At 44.2% G+C, this 18,938-nt stretch carries 10 protein-coding genes and 1 pseudogene; 5 read left to right on the forward strand and 6 right to left on the reverse strand.

Annotation, left to right across the window (positions count from 1 at the left end; all coding sequences use genetic code 11):
* Positions 1–362: 362 nt before the first annotated feature.
* Entirely contained in the window at positions 363–5,495 is a 5,133-nt protein-coding gene (locus GHD25_RS03040; RefSeq protein WP_164214866.1) for a 5'-nucleotidase C-terminal domain-containing protein, read from the reverse strand.
* A 470-nt stretch (positions 5,496–5,965) separates the two neighbouring features.
* On the opposite strand from GHD25_RS03040, the gene GHD25_RS03045 reads away from it, so the two are divergent.
* The 4 genes and pseudogenes from GHD25_RS03045 to GHD25_RS03060 form a co-directional block, all read left to right on the forward strand.
* Positions 5,966–6,601 (forward strand): SGNH/GDSL hydrolase family protein, encoded by a 636-nt coding sequence (locus GHD25_RS03045; RefSeq protein ID WP_164214867.1) that lies wholly within the window; start codon positions 5,966–5,968, stop codon positions 6,599–6,601.
* A 434-nt stretch (positions 6,602–7,035) separates the two neighbouring features.
* A complete protein-coding gene (gene proB / locus GHD25_RS03050) occupies positions 7,036–8,190 on the forward strand; it encodes a glutamate 5-kinase (protein WP_164214868.1) in 1,155 nt (384 codons plus the stop codon).
* Positions 8,147–9,412 carry a glutamate-5-semialdehyde dehydrogenase gene (locus tag GHD25_RS03055; RefSeq protein WP_164214869.1) on the forward strand — a complete coding sequence of 422 codons (1,266 nt, stop codon included), beginning with the start codon at positions 8,147–8,149 and terminating at the stop codon, positions 9,410–9,412. Before proB ends, GHD25_RS03055 begins: the two co-directional genes overlap by 44 nt.
* A gap of 579 nt (positions 9,413–9,991) precedes the next feature.
* Positions 9,992–10,258 (forward strand): annotated as a pseudogene (locus tag GHD25_RS03060) (transposase); the annotation flags it as partial.
* A gap of 807 nt (positions 10,259–11,065) precedes the next feature.
* On the opposite strand, the gene sfsA reads toward GHD25_RS03060, so the two are convergent.
* The 5 genes from sfsA to GHD25_RS03085 all read right to left on the reverse strand — a co-directional run bounded on the left by sfsA (position 11,066) and on the right by GHD25_RS03085 (position 16,601).
* Entirely contained in the window at positions 11,066–11,755 is a 690-nt protein-coding gene (sfsA, locus tag GHD25_RS03065) for a DNA/RNA nuclease SfsA (RefSeq protein WP_164214871.1), read from the reverse strand.
* Between the two features lie 53 nt (positions 11,756–11,808).
* Positions 11,809–12,486 carry a hypothetical protein gene (locus tag GHD25_RS03070; RefSeq protein ID WP_164214872.1) on the reverse strand — a complete coding sequence of 226 codons (678 nt, stop codon included), beginning with the start codon at positions 12,484–12,486 and terminating at the stop codon, positions 11,809–11,811.
* Between the two features lie 129 nt (positions 12,487–12,615).
* On the reverse strand, positions 12,616–14,124 hold the full coding sequence (mqo, locus tag GHD25_RS03075) for a malate dehydrogenase (quinone) (RefSeq protein ID WP_164214873.1): 1,509 nt from the start codon (positions 14,122–14,124) through the stop codon (positions 12,616–12,618).
* Positions 14,125–14,536: 412 nt separating this feature from the next.
* The gene (locus GHD25_RS03080) at positions 14,537–15,529 is read right to left on the reverse strand and encodes an LLM class flavin-dependent oxidoreductase (protein ID WP_164214874.1); all 993 of its coding nucleotides are present in this window, start codon (positions 15,527–15,529) and stop codon (positions 14,537–14,539) included.
* 76 nt (positions 15,530–15,605) lie between these two features.
* Entirely contained in the window at positions 15,606–16,601 is a 996-nt protein-coding gene (locus tag GHD25_RS03085) for an LLM class flavin-dependent oxidoreductase (RefSeq protein WP_164214875.1), read from the reverse strand.
* A 286-nt stretch (positions 16,602–16,887) separates the two neighbouring features.
* Here GHD25_RS03085 and GHD25_RS03090 point away from each other — a divergent pair, with 286 nt between their 5' ends.
* Positions 16,888–18,411, forward strand: coding sequence for an AbgT family transporter (locus tag GHD25_RS03090; protein WP_164214876.1), 1,524 nt, complete (start codon positions 16,888–16,890; stop codon positions 18,409–18,411).
* The last annotated feature ends 527 nt before the right edge of the window (positions 18,412–18,938 follow it).

Below are 18,938 nucleotides of genomic sequence, written 5' to 3' on the forward strand. Positions count from 1 at the left end.
TTCATTTTAACCGGATGATGCTGTCTTTGTGAAGAGGGTTTCAGAAAATTTTACATACTTTTAAAAATACTTTCGCCAAGCATATTAAATAATTTAATTGTTCTTTGCAACATCATTCCTTCGTCTGTTTTCATAACAGCGGGTATTGAAGTGATGTATAAATAAGGACTTAAACAGTAAACAGGTACTCGGGCATGATTTGCAGGACGAACTTGTGGATGCGTAAACTTTTTTTAGAAGGTTATATTGGATGGATTATTTATAATAAGAAACAGCCCCTTATAGTTCCAAAGGGACTGCTTCGTTGATGAAACATAACAAACTTTTTTCTATTAGCAGATCATAATTGGAAAGCGGAAAGACTACTGAGAATATTTTCTTCTGTAAAGAAGAATCATTCCACCTGCCAGAAGCAATAGGCTGCCAATCAGCAAGTACAGATACATGCTGGTTGCTGTATCTGGCAGGACTGCTCCATGATCACCGCCAGCTGTTCCGCCATCTTTCGCACCCGGCCCGGCCTTACCAGAAGCGGAACCAGTTCCGCCTGGTGTCGAACTATCGTCATCTGAATCAGATCCAGTTCCGTTTGTACTATCTCCGTTCGAGCCGGTACTATTTCCATCAGGATCACCACCATCTCCGTTTGAACCATTATCTCCGTTATTGCCGTCGTCATCGCCCGGTTCTTCAGGGAGTTCTTCACCCATCAGATCGACTATTCTGCCTTCCCGCTCAGGGTCTACGATCCCGGCGAGATACGCTTCTTCGACCATGTAATCTCTTAATTGCTCCCAGTCGGATTCGCCGATGTCTCTTACACGTCCATCCTCATAAGCGTCTGCAAAAGTCTCAAAACCGTCGCCGCCCCGTCCGGTGAAACCGTTTGTTGTCACTTGATACTCCTCATCAAGCTGTATTTCTTTCAGTTCGCCGTCCATCTCCACATACATTTGAACTACACGGCTGCCCGGCTCTTTTTCGCTGTCATAATAAAATTGCATACCGGATACATGCAGGAATCCGCCATTTTCAGCCGGTGCCTGTCGGACACTGTGCTCCAGAAGATCCTTGATCTCCTGACCGGACAATGTCGCTACCACTGGATTGTTGCCAAATGGCAATACGTTAATCACTTCACCAGTTGTTATTTCACCTTCATCAATCGGTGCGCGGATCCCGCCGCCATTTTGAAAAGCAATTACCGTATCAGGCTCTTTTTCCTGTGCCTTGGCAAGCATCGCATCTGTTACCAAATTGCCAAGCTCCGTTTCATTTGCCCGGACACTGTCATCACCAGGTTCATCCTGGCGCGGATTGGTCAGATCTTTCATGGCTCTTGCGCCAATTTCTTCATTCATTACTTCGTCGACTTGTTCTTTGTATGGTTCCAGTACTGCCAAAGCTTGCGGATCCGCTTCACGTGTGTCCACTTCCACCAACTCGCCGCTGTAGCCTGTTACAATTCCATCCTCATCAAATGTTACATCAAGTGTACCAAGATACTCGGAGTACTCTCCGGCCTGAACAATAACAGTCGGTTCCGCTGCTTCCCCGTCAGTAATCATCGTTACTGCTTCCGGGACAACCACAGGTTCCTCGAGTGCAGTATGGGAGTGCCCGCCAACAATGATGTCAATGCCATCCACTTCCTCTGCAAGTCGCAAATCATTGCCTACTTCAGGTGCACTGTCAAAGCCGATGTGCGTCAGGGCAATAATTTTATCAATACCTTCATTTTCAAATTTCTCTACAGCTTCTTCTGCAGTTTCCACAAAATCCTCAAAAGTCACTTCCGCCGGGTTTGCAATGTTCGCCGTATCTTCTGAGGTCAGACCGAAAATCCCAATTTCTTCTCCATCCACTTCCAAAATGATACTATCGTAAACTTCCCCGTCCTGCGGATTGGCAACCAATGATTCATTTGTATCAAGATCGCTCATGAAAGGATCCCGGGAAAAGTCAATATTTGTGCCAAGGAACGGAAAGTTGGCATTTTCCACAAATGCTGCCAGTGATTCATGACCGTTTTCTTCGCCGCCTAAATCGAATTCGTGGTTACCAAACACCATCGCATCAAATCCCATCAAGTTCATCAATTCCAAATCAGCCTGACCCTTGAATTCATTAAAATACAAGGTTCCTGAAAATACGTCCCCCGCATGCAATAGCAAGGAATCCGGATTCTCGGCCCTAAATTCATTGATGGCCGTTACCATATTAGGCAATGGTTCTACGCGTGCATGATTATCGTTCATATGCATAATCGATAATTCATAGCCAGTCTCTACTTCTTCAGCTGCCGTAAGATCGATCTGTGTCAAAATCGGATCATGATCACTCGCACGTCCATGCATATCCGTAAAGTCAGCATTCACATGCAGTACATCCACTTCTGTCACATCTGCCAGGTGATTGGAAACAAGAACATGGTCAAGCACCTGGGAATTGCCCTGATAAATGTAGGTGTACCGTTCTTCTTCCGGCACTTTCATCATGGCATTGGTCAATTCATTACCTTCAAGAATATCCAGTGTCTCTGTAAATTCAAAATCATTCATATCTCCTAAAACAACTACATTTTCGTTTGGATTATCTGCCTTCATGTCTTTCACAAATTCGTTAACAATCCGAGCCATCTCATGGCGCTGGGGTTCACTTCCTTTTACAGGCGGCTGATTTTGCCCAAACTCACCATCATCTCCGCTTTTGGAATTAAAGTGATTGTTGATGACAACCACGCTTTCTCCATTAAAATCAAACTGGGCTGCGAGCGGCTTGCGTGTATTTTCAAACGTCTCCTCATTTGGAGAAATACGCCCCGGGTTCAGTGTCAGCTGCCCTTCCTCATAATCCGCAGCTCCGGAGGCTGTACCATGCTCCCCTTCCACCAGGGATACACGTTCCGGATTAAATAGGTAACCAACACGAATGTTGCCATGTGGTGCTCCGCCATCCTGATTATACTCGGGATCAATATTGGCATAGTCATAATTAACCCCGCCCTGATTCCGGATTTCTTCAATCAGCCGTTCATAGCTTGCAGAAGCATCGGCATCATTCGGCCCCTCATTTTGTCCATTATTATCCATCACTTCCACTATGCCTACAATGTCCGGGTTATCCATATCATTAACAAACGCCCGGGCAATATCTTCCGCTTTTTGTTCCGGAGTCTCACTTGTGTTTGCCGAAAAATTTTCCACATTGTAGGTGGCAACTGTCAGCTTGTCTTTATCTTTATCGATCACAGTTGTTGGATCCGGCTGTGTATTTCCTTCTGTCAAAGCCGCTTGCGCATCCCCCAGATCTGCATACACTTTATAGTTTCCGTACCCGTAGTTCACTACACCTTCGATTGGTTCCGTGAACCGGTCACCAGTTTTGACTGCAAAATCTCTTGCTACATCGTTGGGCTGCAGCTTATATTGAATCGTTTGTGCATTTGGTCCTGCTTCCGTTAAACGAATTCCGCCATTGGCTGTGCTATTTTCCGGTGTAAACTCTTCCGTTGCTACAACCAGATCACCATGTTCCTGTGGTGCCACTGCTTTAGAAGGGGCTACTTCCACCCGCATGCCTTCCATGCTTTCCCAAAAATCAATGGCATAGTTTTCCGGCTCAAAGCTGGAAAAACCGTCGTCTCCAATAATGTTTTCAGGAATGTCGCTGGATGTCAGCTCAATAGGTGAGGGCAATTCCACATCACTTTCAATTATTTCCACATCGCCGCCCCAATCATCACGCGCAGCAATTTGTGTAACTGATAAATCCGTTTCCTGCCTGTCATTATATCCATCAATATGATATTCATCGACTTCCCCGGTCACATGGACAAGATCTCCGACCTCGGCCAGGTCCTGATTACCGGTATAGACGACGATTCCTTCCGATGTTTTCTCATTTCCGTCATAATCCGCTTCAGGTGTTTGCATATGAAAATAATGCGCACCTCTTAATTCATATTTATAAGTAACAATCCCTTCCACACCTTCTACCGTACTTCCAACGAGTGGAGATTCATGACCTTCTCCCTGAATATCGTGAATCATGATGCCATCCTCAGGATCGTAGACAGTATAGTTAAGTTCAGCAATGCTGCTTGCTGTTAATCCATCCTTTTCAGCGATTGCTTTAATGGTTACATCCGTATCAATGGTGATCCCATCGCTGTAAAGCTCCCCATTTACCGAGGAAGGATCACTGCCGTCCGTCGTGTAAAAAATTTCTGCACCCTCTGTCACTGTTGCCAGTGTAATTTCCGACCCTGCCGGAATCATTCCCGGACCAGGTGTGGCTGTCACTGGCTGGACCGCAGAGGCATCTCCGATAATATCTGCCTGGCTGCGCGGAATAATCTGCTGATCATCATCAAACTGGATGACAATACCAGTAATAGAATCATAGGTGACACCTGTATTCAGGCTTAGCTCACCTGTTTCATCACGTACAATAAATGTATTTCCGGCTTCATCTTCTGCAGTGTAATTTGCCCAATCCCCGCCATCATTGACATCGATTAGTGTTACATGATCAACGGCTGCCAGTTTTGATTGATGATTTTCCAGTTCATTGCCCTGAAGGTTTACAGGGGCCGGAATGTCTGCATCTGCATTTTGTTCATCTACTACAGCATTATCCAGCTGCAATAATCCCCGGTAATCATTCAAGTTCCCGGTGACGGTGATTTCATCGCCAACATTCACATCAAGGGATGTTGGTCTTACAGCAATAGCCGCTGTTTCATCCTGTATTTGAATGGTATTTTTCAGCTTGGCTGTCACTACGCCTTTTGTTTTCGCTTCACCTGCAGCCTGTTCTCTTACTTCAGCAATTGTCTGCAATTCTAACGGCTCGTCCGGTTCATCTGGCTCGTCATTTTCCGAGGCAAACCTCATATCGCTGGGACTCTTTAGACCATAGTGCGTGTGATATTCTTCCATTAAGCCGGTGACCACAATTTCTTTACCCAGATTATTCGGATTTGTAGCCAGTCCGAATTCGGAGCGATATTCACTGCTTACTTGAACAAACAGCATATTCGCTGGGTCAGTTTCACCGGCTTCATCTGCCAGGGCAACATTATGATCCTCCCGAAAATCATGATCCGAGACATTATCAGGACTAATGACATACCCAACAATATACCCTTCAACCGTCTGTTCACTTCCATCATTATCCAGCTCGATGGCTTCCGCGACTGTGATAGAAGTTTCTGTTTCTGCAGCCTGCAAACTCACTGGTTCTGCTGCAGGCGTCAACATGCTTAACATCAAAACAAAAATCATCATCATACTTACATATTTTCTTTTGGTTCGTCCATGCAATCGTTTCTCCTCCTTTTTGTTTAACCGGTTAACAAGCTCAACAGTGTCATTCTGCGTATACGTACATGGATTTGCGGGCACAGCCTCTGATCGGGAAAATATTGCGGGACGAATGGCATCAGCTGCAGGCTCTGACTTGCGGCGCTGCTTTCTGTCTGGATCTGCCAATTCCTATCTTGTATGTATTCAATGTTTAAGTTTGTATGGTTAACCTCTGACTGATACCACTATGAGATTTACAGGCTTATTTGACTGCAGCCGCTTCTGCAAACTTCATTCTCCATATCCCTTCACGCATCATCAACCCAAACTTGTTTTATGGTTAATTGCCTAATTTTAGAATAATTAATTTTCCATAAATTTACTAGATGATAAAACTACTAAATATGCTGACCCTTCATGAGCCGAAAGTTTCACCTCCTGCAGGTTTTATTAATAATATCTTTGAATCTTGAAACCTATCCGCATACCCGGTTTCGCTTTCATTTAAACAGACAGATCCTCTATTGTGAAGATGGATTTCAGAAAATTTACATACTTTTAGCAGTATCTTCACAGTTCGTTTACAAACATAACCTTCTATTAATAAAAGTTATGTTATGATAGCTTTATAAGCGTGTATAGTTGGAGGGACTTTAATGGAGTTTAAAGCTGGGGAAAAAGTCGTATTTATTGGAGACAGCATTACAGAGGATAATCGTTTTCAGGAGGAGGACGGATTGGGGACTGGGTATGTCCGCCACATTCATGATTATTTTGCTTTGTGTTATCCTGAACTGTATTTACAAATAGTGAATAAGGGAATAAGCGGAAATAGAGTGACAGATTTACAGCAGCGATGGGAAAAAGATGTGATACAGGAGGAACCTGACTGGCTTTCTGTTTCCATTGGCATAAATGATGTATGGCGTCAGCTGGACAGTCCGGAATTGGAACAGGTTTCCCCCGCTGCGTTTATGGATATTTACCGCGAACTGCTGAAGGAGACGAAAGAGAATACGAATGCAAAACTGATTATACTGGAACCGACGATGATTGGGGAAGATGAAAATGCTGAAGGGAATAAACTGCTAAAGGAATATGTAGCCATTACGAGAATGTTAAGCAAGGAATTTAATGCCGTTCACGTTCCCATGCATGATAGATTTATAGAATATATCCGGCAATTTCCAGGTAACAAACTGACTACAGACGGGGTGCATATGAACCCGCTTGGAAGAATGCTGATGACGATCGTTTGGATGGAGAGTTTAGGGTTGACTTCGGGAAAATAGTGTACCGTTGTGCAGCCCTTCACCTTTTAGTAATAATAAAAGTCATGAGAGAATAACTGCAAACATCTTCCAGACTCAATGTCCTGTCGGGAGTTCGTGGCAAAAAAGATAATAGAGCCAGCTTAGTGGCAAACAAAACTACAGGGACTTAAAGCAGCTGGTTTCTTTTTTACAAGAGCTCCTGAGAAACACTGAGCCCCTCTGTTTCTGGTGTTTTCATTATTTGGCCAACTTTTTCGGGCTGCACGATCCTTCTGGCTGGTTAAATCGTGCTGTTCCAAACATAAATTTTTTAAATTTATTAAAATTAGCCTTGAATATTTATTCAACTTGTTGCATAATAATTCATAATCACTTATAAATATAACCTTGGCGTTATCTCATTTTTTGGAAAAGGCCCGGGTTTTTTTAATACATAATCAGGGGTAATGAACATGGTAAAAGAACGGATTGTAGTGAAAATTGGCAGCAGTTCACTGACAAATGAAAATGGAGAAATCAATCATCATAAACTGGAAGATCACGTGCATGCCATTGCAGCATTGCGAAAAAAGCGGCATGACGTTATTTTGGTATCCTCCGGCGCTGTAGCTGCCGGTTTTAAGAGATTGGGTTACGCTTCCCGGCCGGTCAGTTTAAAGGGAAGGCAGGCGGCTGCCGCCGTTGGGCAAAGTCTCTTAATACAAACCTATTTGGAAAAATTAAATACTTACAATGTAACTGCTGCCTTATTGTTGATGACACGCTCTGATTTTTCCAATCGGGAAAGGTATCAGAATGCTTTTGCGACGATAAGCGAATTGCTCGACCGTGGTATTTTGCCGATTATTAATGAGAATGACACGGTATCCGTGGATGAATTAACCTTTGGGGATAATGATATGCTTTCCGCGCTGGTAAGCGGTTTTGTCCATGCTGACCGATTGATTATTTTAACAGATATTAATGGAATCTATGACGGCAATCCGAAAACCAATCCGAACGCCCAAAAACTGCATTACCTGGAGAACATTACGGATTCCATGATTCAGGCAGCAGATGAAAATGGCTCCAAAGTCGGAACTGGCGGCATGAAATCAAAACTGATTGCCGCCAGAACTGCACTCTCCCTTGGGGTTCCTGTTTTTGTCGGCCAGGGACAGGGGAAAAGTAAGCTGCTGGACGTCCTGAAGGGAGAGGGAGACGGCACCTACATTGCCAATCCGGAGCTGCACTGGATTAATACGAAAAAACAGTGGATCGGGCTGCACTCCAAATCATCCGGAAAAATTTACGTGGACCAGGGGGCGGAAGAAGCCATCCGATTTCACAGCAAAAGTCTTTTGTCCGCAGGTATTTTCAAGGTAAAGGGCATGTTTGAAGCCGGCGATGTTGTGGAGGTGTTGAGCAAGAACGGTCTGCTCGGTAAAGGCCAGGTAAAATGTTCTTCAAGTGAATTAAAAGCATGGTTGGAAAACCGTAATAAAGAAGATGGAAAACCGGCACTCAAGGTTATACGCGGAGATCATTGGGTGGATTTAACTATACAAAGAGAGGGTATTGTGGATGAGCAAAGTACAGTTAAAGAGCGAAGTACAGTGGAAGGGTAAACAGGCACAGGAAGCAAGCTACGCTATGAACGCATTAACAACAGCAGAAAAAAACAGCGCATTGCAATGGATGGCATTGCAGATTTTAGAAGACCAGGAATTTATTTTGCAGGAAAACAAAAAAGATATTGAAGCGGGAAAGGACAGAGGCATGTCAGATGCTATTCTGGACCGCATATTGCTTACACCAGAACGGATAGAAGCCATGGCAGCAGGGATTAAGCAGATAATCGAACTGACGGATCCCATTGGGGAAACATTGGAGTTGATCGAAAAGGAGAATGGCCTGGTTGTGGAAAAGAAACGGGTCCCAATTGGGGTTGTCGGCATGATTTATGAAGCAAGGCCAAATGTGACCGTTGATGCGGCAACCCTTTCTTTAAAGACAGGAAATGCGGTGATATTGCGGGGCAGCTCCTCGGCTAAACATTCGAATATGGCGCTTGTTAAGTCCATTCATGCTGCTCTGGAGAAAAGCAATGTACCTCGGAACGCTGTGCAATTAATTGAGGATACGAGCAGAGAGACGGCGAAAAAACTCTTCCGGCTGAATGAATACCTGGATGTATTGATTCCCCGCGGCGGAAAAAACCTGATTGATACTGTCGTTCGTGAATCCACGGTCCCAGTGATTGAGACGGGTGCAGGAAACTGTCATGTATATATTGATGCGTCGGCAAAACAGAAGATGGCAGAAGAAATTGTAGTAAACGCGAAACTGCAGCGCCCATCCGTTTGTAATGCGATTGAATCCTTGCTGATCCATCCTGGATGGTTTGCGCAATATGGGGTCACACTGCTGGAGAAGTTAAGACAGCATGGCGTGGAGATTATTGCGGATGAAAAAGTCATGGCTGCTTTCCCTGAAGCAAAGCCGGCAACGGAGGAAGACTGGCATACGGAATACCTCGGGCTATCCATTAGTGTAAAATTGGTGGAGGATGTGAAGGAAGCTGCACGCCATATTAATAAATACGGCACAAGACATTCCGAAGCGATAATTACGGAGGATCAGCATAATGCCTCCCTATTCCAGCAGGGTGTGGATGCTGCAGCAGTCTACCATAATGTATCAACCAGATTTACGGATGGATTTGAATTTGGATATGGGGCGGAAATTGGCATCAGCACGCAAAAGCTGCATGCAAGAGGGCCGATGGGACTGCCTGCATTGACATCCAGTAAGTTTTTTATAAAAGGAGACGGGATTGTACGGGAGTAGTTTTTTTGCGGGTTTTTAATATGTTGGAGCTGTATAAATCATCGCGGTTATTTTTGAATAGATTCATTTTTCCGGGGCAGCTCATCATCAGAGACATGATGGGCGAATTTTTGCCCGATGACATGCCTGATAACGACCATCAGGGTCGTCATTGAATAGTTTTTGCCCGATGGCATGCCTGAGACTTGCTATCAGGGTCGTCATTGAACAGTTTTTGCCCGTTGACATACTCGAGAACGACTCTCAGGGTGGTCATGGAATAAATTTTATCCGTTGGCATACCCGAGAACAACTCTCAGGGTGGTCATGGAATAAATTTCATCCGTTGGCATACCCGAGAACAACTCTCAGGGTGGTCATGGAATAAATTTTATCCGTTGGCATACCTGAGACGGACTATCAGGGTGGTCATGGAACCACTTTTGCCCGATGACATACCTGAGACGAGCTATTAGGGTGGTCATGGAACGAATTTTAGATAATATCCATATAATTGTGTGAAGTAAAAAATCAGGTCATCTTTCAGACCCATGTTAAAATATTTTCGACCCAGAAAACAACACATGGAGGTATGAAAAGATGACCCAAATAAATATTACTATAGATTTAGAAAATCTTAAAGAGAAAGTCGAAAATAGTTCTTTGGAATCTCCTGTTAAATCTTCTTTAGCTCTGATTTTAAATTCATTAATGGAAAAAGAAAGGGACGAATATATTAATGCTCTTTCTCATGAGCGAACAGACAGTCGCAAAGGCTATCGGAATGGTTACTATGAGCGTGAATTGATCACCGGGGCCGGTACACTTAAACTAAATGTACCACGCACGAGGGATGGGGAATTTTCTCACTGCAGTCAATGGCGAGCAGCAAAGCTGTGGCTGCTATAGAACTATAATTTTAAAAAATACTTCTGTTGGTCGAAAATATACTTTTACACAGAATTATGGACTTGACTCGGTTGGGGCCTTGACCACCCCGAGTAAGACGTTCAGGGTGGTCATGGAACCACTTTTGCCCGATGGCATACCTGAGACGGACTATCAGGGTCGTCATGGAACCTCTTTTGCCCGTTGGCATACCTGAGAACGACTCTCAGGGTCGTCATGGAACCTCTTTTGCCCGTTGACATACCTGATAACGGCTATCAGGGTGACCATGGAACGAATTTTACCCGTTGGCATACCTGAGACTTGCTGTCAGGGTGGTCATGGAATAAATTTTATCCGTTGGCATACCCGAGAACAACTATCAGGGTGGTCATGAAACCACTTTTGCCCGGTGACATACCTGAGACGGACTATCAGGGTGGTCATGACACCTCTTTTGCCCGATGACATACCTGATAACGGCTATCAGGGTCGTCATGGAACCTCTTTTGCCCGTTGACATACCTGAGACGGACTATCAGGGTGGTCATGACACCTCTTTTGCCCGATGACATACTCGAGAACGACTATCAGGGTCGTCATGGAACCTCTTTTGCCCGTTGACATACCTGAGACCAGTCATCAAGTACATCATTGAACGGCTATTGGCCGATGACAAACATGAAGCATATATTTGGGGCCTCATCCATTTTCTTGAATCCCTGCAAATTACGTAAACCAGGTGCACCCATGCTGAAAAAAACAACCTGAAGACCCTGTCACTCTTTAACACAACTTCACCGGAACAGGCTGATCCAGTACGAGCTCATTTTCCCTTAAAATGCAATCATAAGCCAATATGTGCACCCCTTCCGCCGCTGCCCTTTGCACCGCTTCTGCAAAATTTTTATCCATTTCTGCATGCGGTGTAAACTGCCGGCATCCTTTCATTTGTATAAGAAACAAAATCGCAGCAGTATATCCTTCCCGGGCAGCTGCGGCCAATTCCAGCACATGCTTTGTTCCCCGGATGGTTGGCGCATCCGGGAACATGGCAACCCCGTCCTTCTCCAGTGTGACACCTTTGACCTCTATAAACCCTTTTTCCTTGTCTTTTTCAAAATAAATGTCAAATCGGGAAGCACCGTAAGTTACTTCCCTTTTAATCACGTCCAGGCAGCCAAATTGCTTAAGATCCCCATTATCAAGCGCTTCAAACGCAACTGTATTCGGCGCCTGGGAGTCAATATTAACCCAGCCATCGCTTTTCTTAACCGCAACTAATGAGTACTTCGTCTTTCGCTGCGGATTGCCGCTATGCTCCAGCAAAACTTCAGCCCCGGGCACAAGCAATTCTTTTAGCCTGCCGGTATTTTTAATATGTACTTTTTCTTTTTCCCCATAAATGAAAACCTCGGCGATAAATCTATTTAGCCTTTTCTCAAAAATCCCATGAGTAATTTCTCCATATTTCATAACTTCACTTCCAGCTTATTTATTCCGTGCAGCTTTCCTTTCCTGCTGCAATGCTAAGGACTGCTGAGCTCTATAAACACATCCTTCGCTTCCTCCGTAACAATAATAATATCATAAGTCCCTGGTTCAGCCTGAAATTCGATATTGCCTTCACCTGAGGCCGGGATATTTTCTTTCCATAAAACCTCGTTTCCTTTTTCCACTGTCAGCGATACTATTCCTTCAGCAACCACTGCTTCATAAGGAATGGACAGAATTCCCCCGCTCGTAACATCATATTCCGCCACCTCGTAGCTCCCTTTTAATGTCCCAATGGATACTTCAACATTTCCGTTTGACATACTTTTGCTTGCGTTGATGGCTACATTATCGGCGAATAAAAACATAGCCCCGGCAAATCCGGCTATAAAAACAACTATGCCGCCTGCCAGCCAAATCCATTTCTTTGAATGAAGCTTTCCTGCCCCAAACCCAACAAGACCATAAACTATTCTAAACATCACAGGGAATAATATGACAGGCAGCAGCAACACCCAGCCAATTTGCTGTATAGCCAAAAACACAACAGATATAAAGTAGAACAGGACAAAAGCCCAGTAAGCAATAGTTAGAAATCGGTTTTCCTTATTTACTCTCCCAAACAGAAATTCTATAAACCTTTGCAAAAAATACACCCCTAATTCAATTAAACATCCAGATTGAGTTCTGCTCCATCCAATTGAAAGCTCCATCTTTAATATATTTCCATACTTGCAGCTAAATTCCTGCCTGACATACTCACTTTTGGAAAAAATTCCTTCCATAAAAAGAACCTTCCATCAAAGATGAAAGGTCCGTTTTGTCTCTTATATGCTATCAGGCTAGCCAATCGCCATTTCGTTTGAGTCTGCTTTATTCAATCCAAGCACTTCGGAAGTTTCTGCATGAACTTTTTCCAAAAGCTCCGGATTTTCTGCCAGCAGCTTACCGTAGGAAGGAATCATTTCTTTAATCTTCGACTCCCATGCTTTCATTTCCTCAGGGAAGCATTTATCCAGGATTTCCAGCATGACGTTCACCGCGGTAGAAGCACCCGGAGAAGCACCCAATAATGCGGCAACCGTACCTTCAGCTCCGGTGACCACCTCGGTGCCGAATTGAAGTGTTCCTTTTCCGTCTTCTGTATCCTTAATCACCTGGACGCGCTGTCCGGCAACAACAAGTCCCCAATCATCAGCTTTGGCATCCGGGATAAATTCACGCAATTCTTCCAGGCGCTGTTCCTTGGATGACAGTACCTGCTGAATCAGGTACTTGGTCAGCGGCAGCTCTTTTGCCCCTGCAGACAGCATGGTAAATACGTTGTTCGGTTTAACAGAGGTAACCAAATCAAGCATGGATCCTGTTTTTAAAAACTTCGGTGAAAATCCGGCAAATGGTCCGAATAACAGCGATTTTTCCCCATCGATATAACGGGTATCCAGATGCGGCACTGACATTGGCGGTGCACCCACTTTAGCTTTTCCGTACACTTTTCCATGATGCTTCTCCACGATTTCCGGATTTTTACACACCATGAAGAGCCCGCTTACCGGAAATCCGCCAATATGTTTGCTTTCCGGTATGCCTGTTTTTTGCAGCAGATGGAGACTTCCCCCGCCGCCGCCGATAAAGACAAATTTGGCAGTATGGTATTCGATGGCATGATTTTCATGGTCAATCACGCGGACTTCCCACGCGCCATCTTCAGTACGCTTAATGTCCTCTACACTATGTCTGTAATTTACTTCCACATCTGTTTCCTCGAGGTGATCAAACATTTTACGGGTTAATGCGCCAAAGTTGACGTCAGTGCCCGTATCTATTTTCGTGGCAGCAATAGGCTCGCGGGATGTGCGGTTTTCCATAATAAGCGGCATCCATGATTTTAGCGTCTCCGGGTCATCGGAGAATTCCATCCCGTCAAAAAGCGGGTTGTTGGACATGGCTTTATAGCGTTTTTTCAAAAACTCCACATTTGCCTCGCCCTGTACCATACTCATGTGCGGAAGCGGCATAATGAATTCTTCCGGGTTTGGGAGCAGGCCTTTATTTACCAGATAAGACCAATACTGCATCGAAACGCGAAATTGTTCATTTATGTTTTTTGCTTTACTGATATCGATTGATCCATCCGGACCTTCTTTTGTGTAGTTTAATTCACAAAGTGCTGCATGCCCTGTTCCTGCATTATTCATTTCATGGGAACTTTCCTCTCCCGCTTGTGCAAGCTTTTCAAATACAGTAACTTTCCAGTCCGGCGCTAATTCTTTTAAAAGTGTCCCTAATGTGCCGCTCATAATTCCGGCACCGATTAAGATAACATCTGTGCTGACTTGTTTATTTTTCATCATAACCTTCCTTACATAAAAAATTTAGATGAATTCTGTACATGCTATTTATATACGCAGTAAAATAAGGCGCGTTCAAAAAGCACACCTTTTTTGAGTGAATGTTAGTTTAGTATATTATATCATATTCCGCACAGATTGATATAGCCCTTTTAAATGTGGTCAACAGGAGGGAGGTATTCGGGTTGGGAAGCTCTGTTGGCATGCATCAGGCGGGACCTGTGCCGCCGCTGTATTTCTACAATTGTTAGGCGGCTTTATCTGCTTGCGGGCAGGTTTATTTCCGAAAGGAGCTGGGGATGGCTTTTTCAAGCGGGAAATGGCTTTTCATGTAATCCAAATAGTTTCCTTTTTGAATTTCTGATTGTATATGAAACCTTTTTGATCACAGAACCCCTCCCCGCACCAAATGCTACAATAATTCCCTGGCCAGTAAACGGTACACATTCAAACGCTGTTCCTGTGAATGCGGAATGCTTACAATCATCGCTTCGTCAAATTCATAACGGGCCTGGTCTTCTCTTAAAATTGCTGCGACTTCCTTCGCATCTCCTACAAGATGTATTTTACGATTTTCTTTAATCTGCATCCGATCCATTTCCGTTAATGGATAATCCCGTGCCTCCACAGGTGTCATCACCGGCATAAGTTTTCCCTTCATAAATAGTAAACGCCATATATCCTGCGGCTTTGCTTCAAACTCTGCCTCTTCCTTTGTTTGCGCTGTTGTTACCATATAGCTGACATTAATTTGCGGCTTTTCCATGAAGGCAGAGGGCTGAAAGTTATTTTTATATGCAGCAAAAATTTCCTCCGACATGGCGCCGGCAAAAAACTGTGCAAAGGAATAGCCGACACCTCTTCTCCCGGCCTGTAGTGCACTGTTTCCCGTGGATCCGAGCAGCCAGGCTTCCGGCAATGCCACTTGGGCTGGTGTTGCAATCGTTCTGTTGTATAACCTGTCTTCGGGGATTTCATCATTAATCAGCTGCAGTGCAGTATCCAGCTTCTCATACATATTATTTACCATTGGCTGGCGGCCTTCTGATAATGCATAGATGGAATGATTATCTCCGCCGGGAGCACGGCCAACACCAAAATCAATCCTGCCGGGCGAGAATGCACTTAATGTCTTAAATACCTCGGCCAGTTTTAAAGGGGAATAATGCATCATCATGACCCCGCCGGTACCAATCCGGATATGTTTTGTTTTAGCTGCCAGATGTGCAGCTGTTATTTCCGGAGCGGAGCTTGCATAATCATTTGTACCATGATGCTCAGCCATCCACATCCGGTGATAGCCTAACTCATCGCCTAAAACAGCCAGCTCTTCTGCTTTTTTTAATGCATCTGCAGACTTGTTCCCTTTTGTTATAGGGGCTTGGTCCAATATACTTAATTTCATATGCTTAACCCTTCCCATCTATAATTATATTTTATCAACCTGCTTGGATGGTGTTTGCAAATTACGCTCACTCTTTTTATGAAAGCACGGCATCTGCCACCAGCTGATATGACTTTTTCTTTGCCTCGAAATCATGAATATTAGTAATGATCATAAACTCATCTATTTGATAATCTTCCTGTAATTTCAATAATTTCTGTTTCACCATTTCAGGTGTTCCTATTATTGCTCTTTTCCTATTATGCCGGATGGTCTCCAATTCATCCCTGGTAAAAGGTCTCTTCCGCACCTGCTCAGGGGATTGGACAACAGTACCAGCTCCCTTGCCCACATTCAGGAGCCATTTGTCCTGTGATAACGCCAGCTCCTCCGCTTCTTCTTCTGTTTCCGCACAAACCACAAAAATACAGACAAAGGACTGCGGTGTTTCCATGCTGACAGATGGAGAAAAATTTTCACGGTACGTTTGCATGGCGGAAATGCCCTTCTCCGGATCAATAAAATGGCCAAAGACAAACCCCAGACCCAATTCCGCTGCATTTTGCGCTCCCCGTTCAGATAAACCCAGTACCCAAAGCGGCGGCACATTTTCAATCCGCGGCCCGGCCTTCACTAATCGGAACGCATGATCCCGCGGCAAGGTATTATGTAAGAAGCCTTGTAAATCAGCAAGCTGTCTGGGAAAGGCCTCAAGACTTTTATGCTGATGATCCAGCAGTGCTTTGCGCGTTATTGGCGAGCCGCCCGGGGAACGCCCCAGTCCGATATCTATTCTATCCGGAAAAAATGCTGCCATCGTTTTCGCATTTTCTGCAATTTTATACGGGCTGTATTGCGGCAAGAGGATACCGCCGGAACCAACCCGGATGTCCTTCGTAACCGAAGCAATTCTCGTCATCAGGACCTCGGGAGAAGAGCTCGCTAGCCCAATCGTATTATGATGCTCTGCCACCCAGTAACGATGATAGCCGAGCCTTTCTGTCCACTGTGCAAGCTCCAGTGTATTTGCCAGTGCCTCTTCATGGGTCTTTCCACTCGATACAGGGGCCTGATCCAAGACACTTAATTTCATTTGACCCGCTCCTTTCCTCCATTTTACATGAAGCCTCAAGTATTTAACGATAAATGTGCTTAGGAAAATCTCCGGACAGTATTAAAAGACACCCGGCTATACTTCTTATTTCATAAGGTTAACCCCAATTGGTACCATCTATATGAAACAGCCTCCCATTTTCTACATCAGTTTATTCTATGGAGCATGCTTAACGAACAACATTACTTACTTGACATCCTTCACGCTTAAAGCGTAGTATGCTGATAAGCATTATAAACTACTGTATTTTAAAGGAGTGGGTGGAATGGCTCCACAACGTAATAACGCGGATAATTCCAAAGTAAACCGCTTATTAAATGGCATCGAACGAATTGGAAACAAACTTCCGGACCCATTCATGTTATTTGTTGTACTGGCAATTATCGTAATTTTCCTATCTGGGATTATTTCCTTATTTGATATTACCTTTACCCTTCCCGGTGAAGAAGAGGCACTTGCCATAAAAAGTCTTATTTCGGCTGAAGGTTTGCAATTCATGCTTACGTCCATGATTGATAACTTTATCGGTTTTGGCCCGCTTGGCATTGTACTGACCATGATGATTGGTATTGGACTGGCAAATAAAGTCGGTTTGATTGAAACAGTAATTAAAAACACCATTCTAAAGGCGCCCAGAAAATTTGTAACTTATGCCGTAGTTTTTACCGGCATCATAGCAAACCTTGCCGCAGATGCAGCTTTTATTATCGTTCCGCCGCTTGCAGCTATGGTTTTTTACAATATAGGACGCCATCCGCTCGCAGGATTGGCTGCAGGGTTTGCCGGGGTGGGCTCCGGGTTTACTGCAAATGTCATCATAGCCAATACGGATGCTGTAATTTCCGGTATATCGGCAGATGTTATGTCCTCATTAAATACAACCGTAACAGTTACACCGGTTGATAATTACTTTTTCATGCTTACTTCTGTCTTCCTGCTCACTGCAGCAGGCGGATTGATTACGGAAAAGATTGTTGAACCGCAGCTGGGCACTTATGAAGGCAATGCCAACAAAGCATTTGAGCCAACCAAACCGATAGAGAAAAGGGCACTTCGGAATACTGCCTTTGCCGCTGCCGGTTATATTGCACTGCTGCTCTTTGCACTCTTTTTCCCGGATTCCCCGCTTCGCAATGAAGAAGGAGGTATGGTTCCATCCCCATTTTTGGCAAGCATTGTGCCAATCATTATGCTGTTTTTCATTACAGTCGCTATTACATATGGAACCACGGTGAAAAAAATTGAAAGTTCTCGATCTGTTGCTCAGTTGATGGGTGAGGGCATTAAAGATATGTCCGGGTTTATTGTACTGATTTTTGCAGCGGCACAGTTTATCGCTTATTTTGAGTGGACCAATATCGGCTCCTGGATAGCAGTCAGCGGAGCCACATTTCTTGAGTCAGCAGGAATGACAGGAATAGGGATAGTAGTTGTCTTTATTATATTTTCTGCTCTTTTGAATCTCCTCATTTTCAGCGGGGCTGCCCAATGGACATTACAGGCACCGATTTTTCTGCCGATGTTTTATTTCCTTGACTACCACCCTGCATTTATTCAGGCCGCTTACCGGCTTGCCGAATCATCCACCAGTGTCATCACGCCGATGAATCCTTATTTTGTTATTATTTTAGGTTTTATGAAGGAGTATGACAAAAAAGCAGGGATAGGCACGTTAATGTCCTTAATGCTGCCGTATAGCATCACCTTCCTGATCATCTGGACGCTGCTCCTGCTGGTGTTTGTATTTCTGGGAATACCAATTGGACCGGGAATTGGCGTTAATTTGTAGCAGAAATAAAAACTGACGCGGGGCAGGGGCACATCGCCCCTGCTTCTACGCCAACGCAGCGCCGTTGAAAAGGTACAATTTCAGATAAATGGAAACCAACGGGGAGAAATAATTACACACGCCATACGTGCAATTATAACTGTATGGCATGTTGCTGCTTTTGTTTCAAGTGGTACACTTCCATCTTCAGTTCGGGAGTGAACTGCTGACGTTAATTATAATCGCCGCGGTATTGCTTTTTTCTATAAGTCCTAAAGTGTTAGTATGTGTAAAATAGTTCTCGGTGATAATTCTACAAAATCCTAGCCAAAAAAGAAGAGGCACTCTATCATAAATGTATGCTTACCACGGCAAATACATTTAGAAAGAGGCCTCTTCATGAATACTATTATATCAAAATTATACACATTAATACACCAAACAGACAATCTTATTGATTTTGAAGAAACCGTTCGTAATCTGATGTATGAGGTGTTTGCTTCACTGGTGGGGGACGTATTCACCAATATGAATGATGTCATTGTAAG

Origin of the sequence: Virgibacillus aidingensis, assembly GCF_010994035.1 — a bacterium.
Lineage (GTDB): Bacteria > Bacillota > Bacilli > Bacillales > Amphibacillaceae > Virgibacillus_N.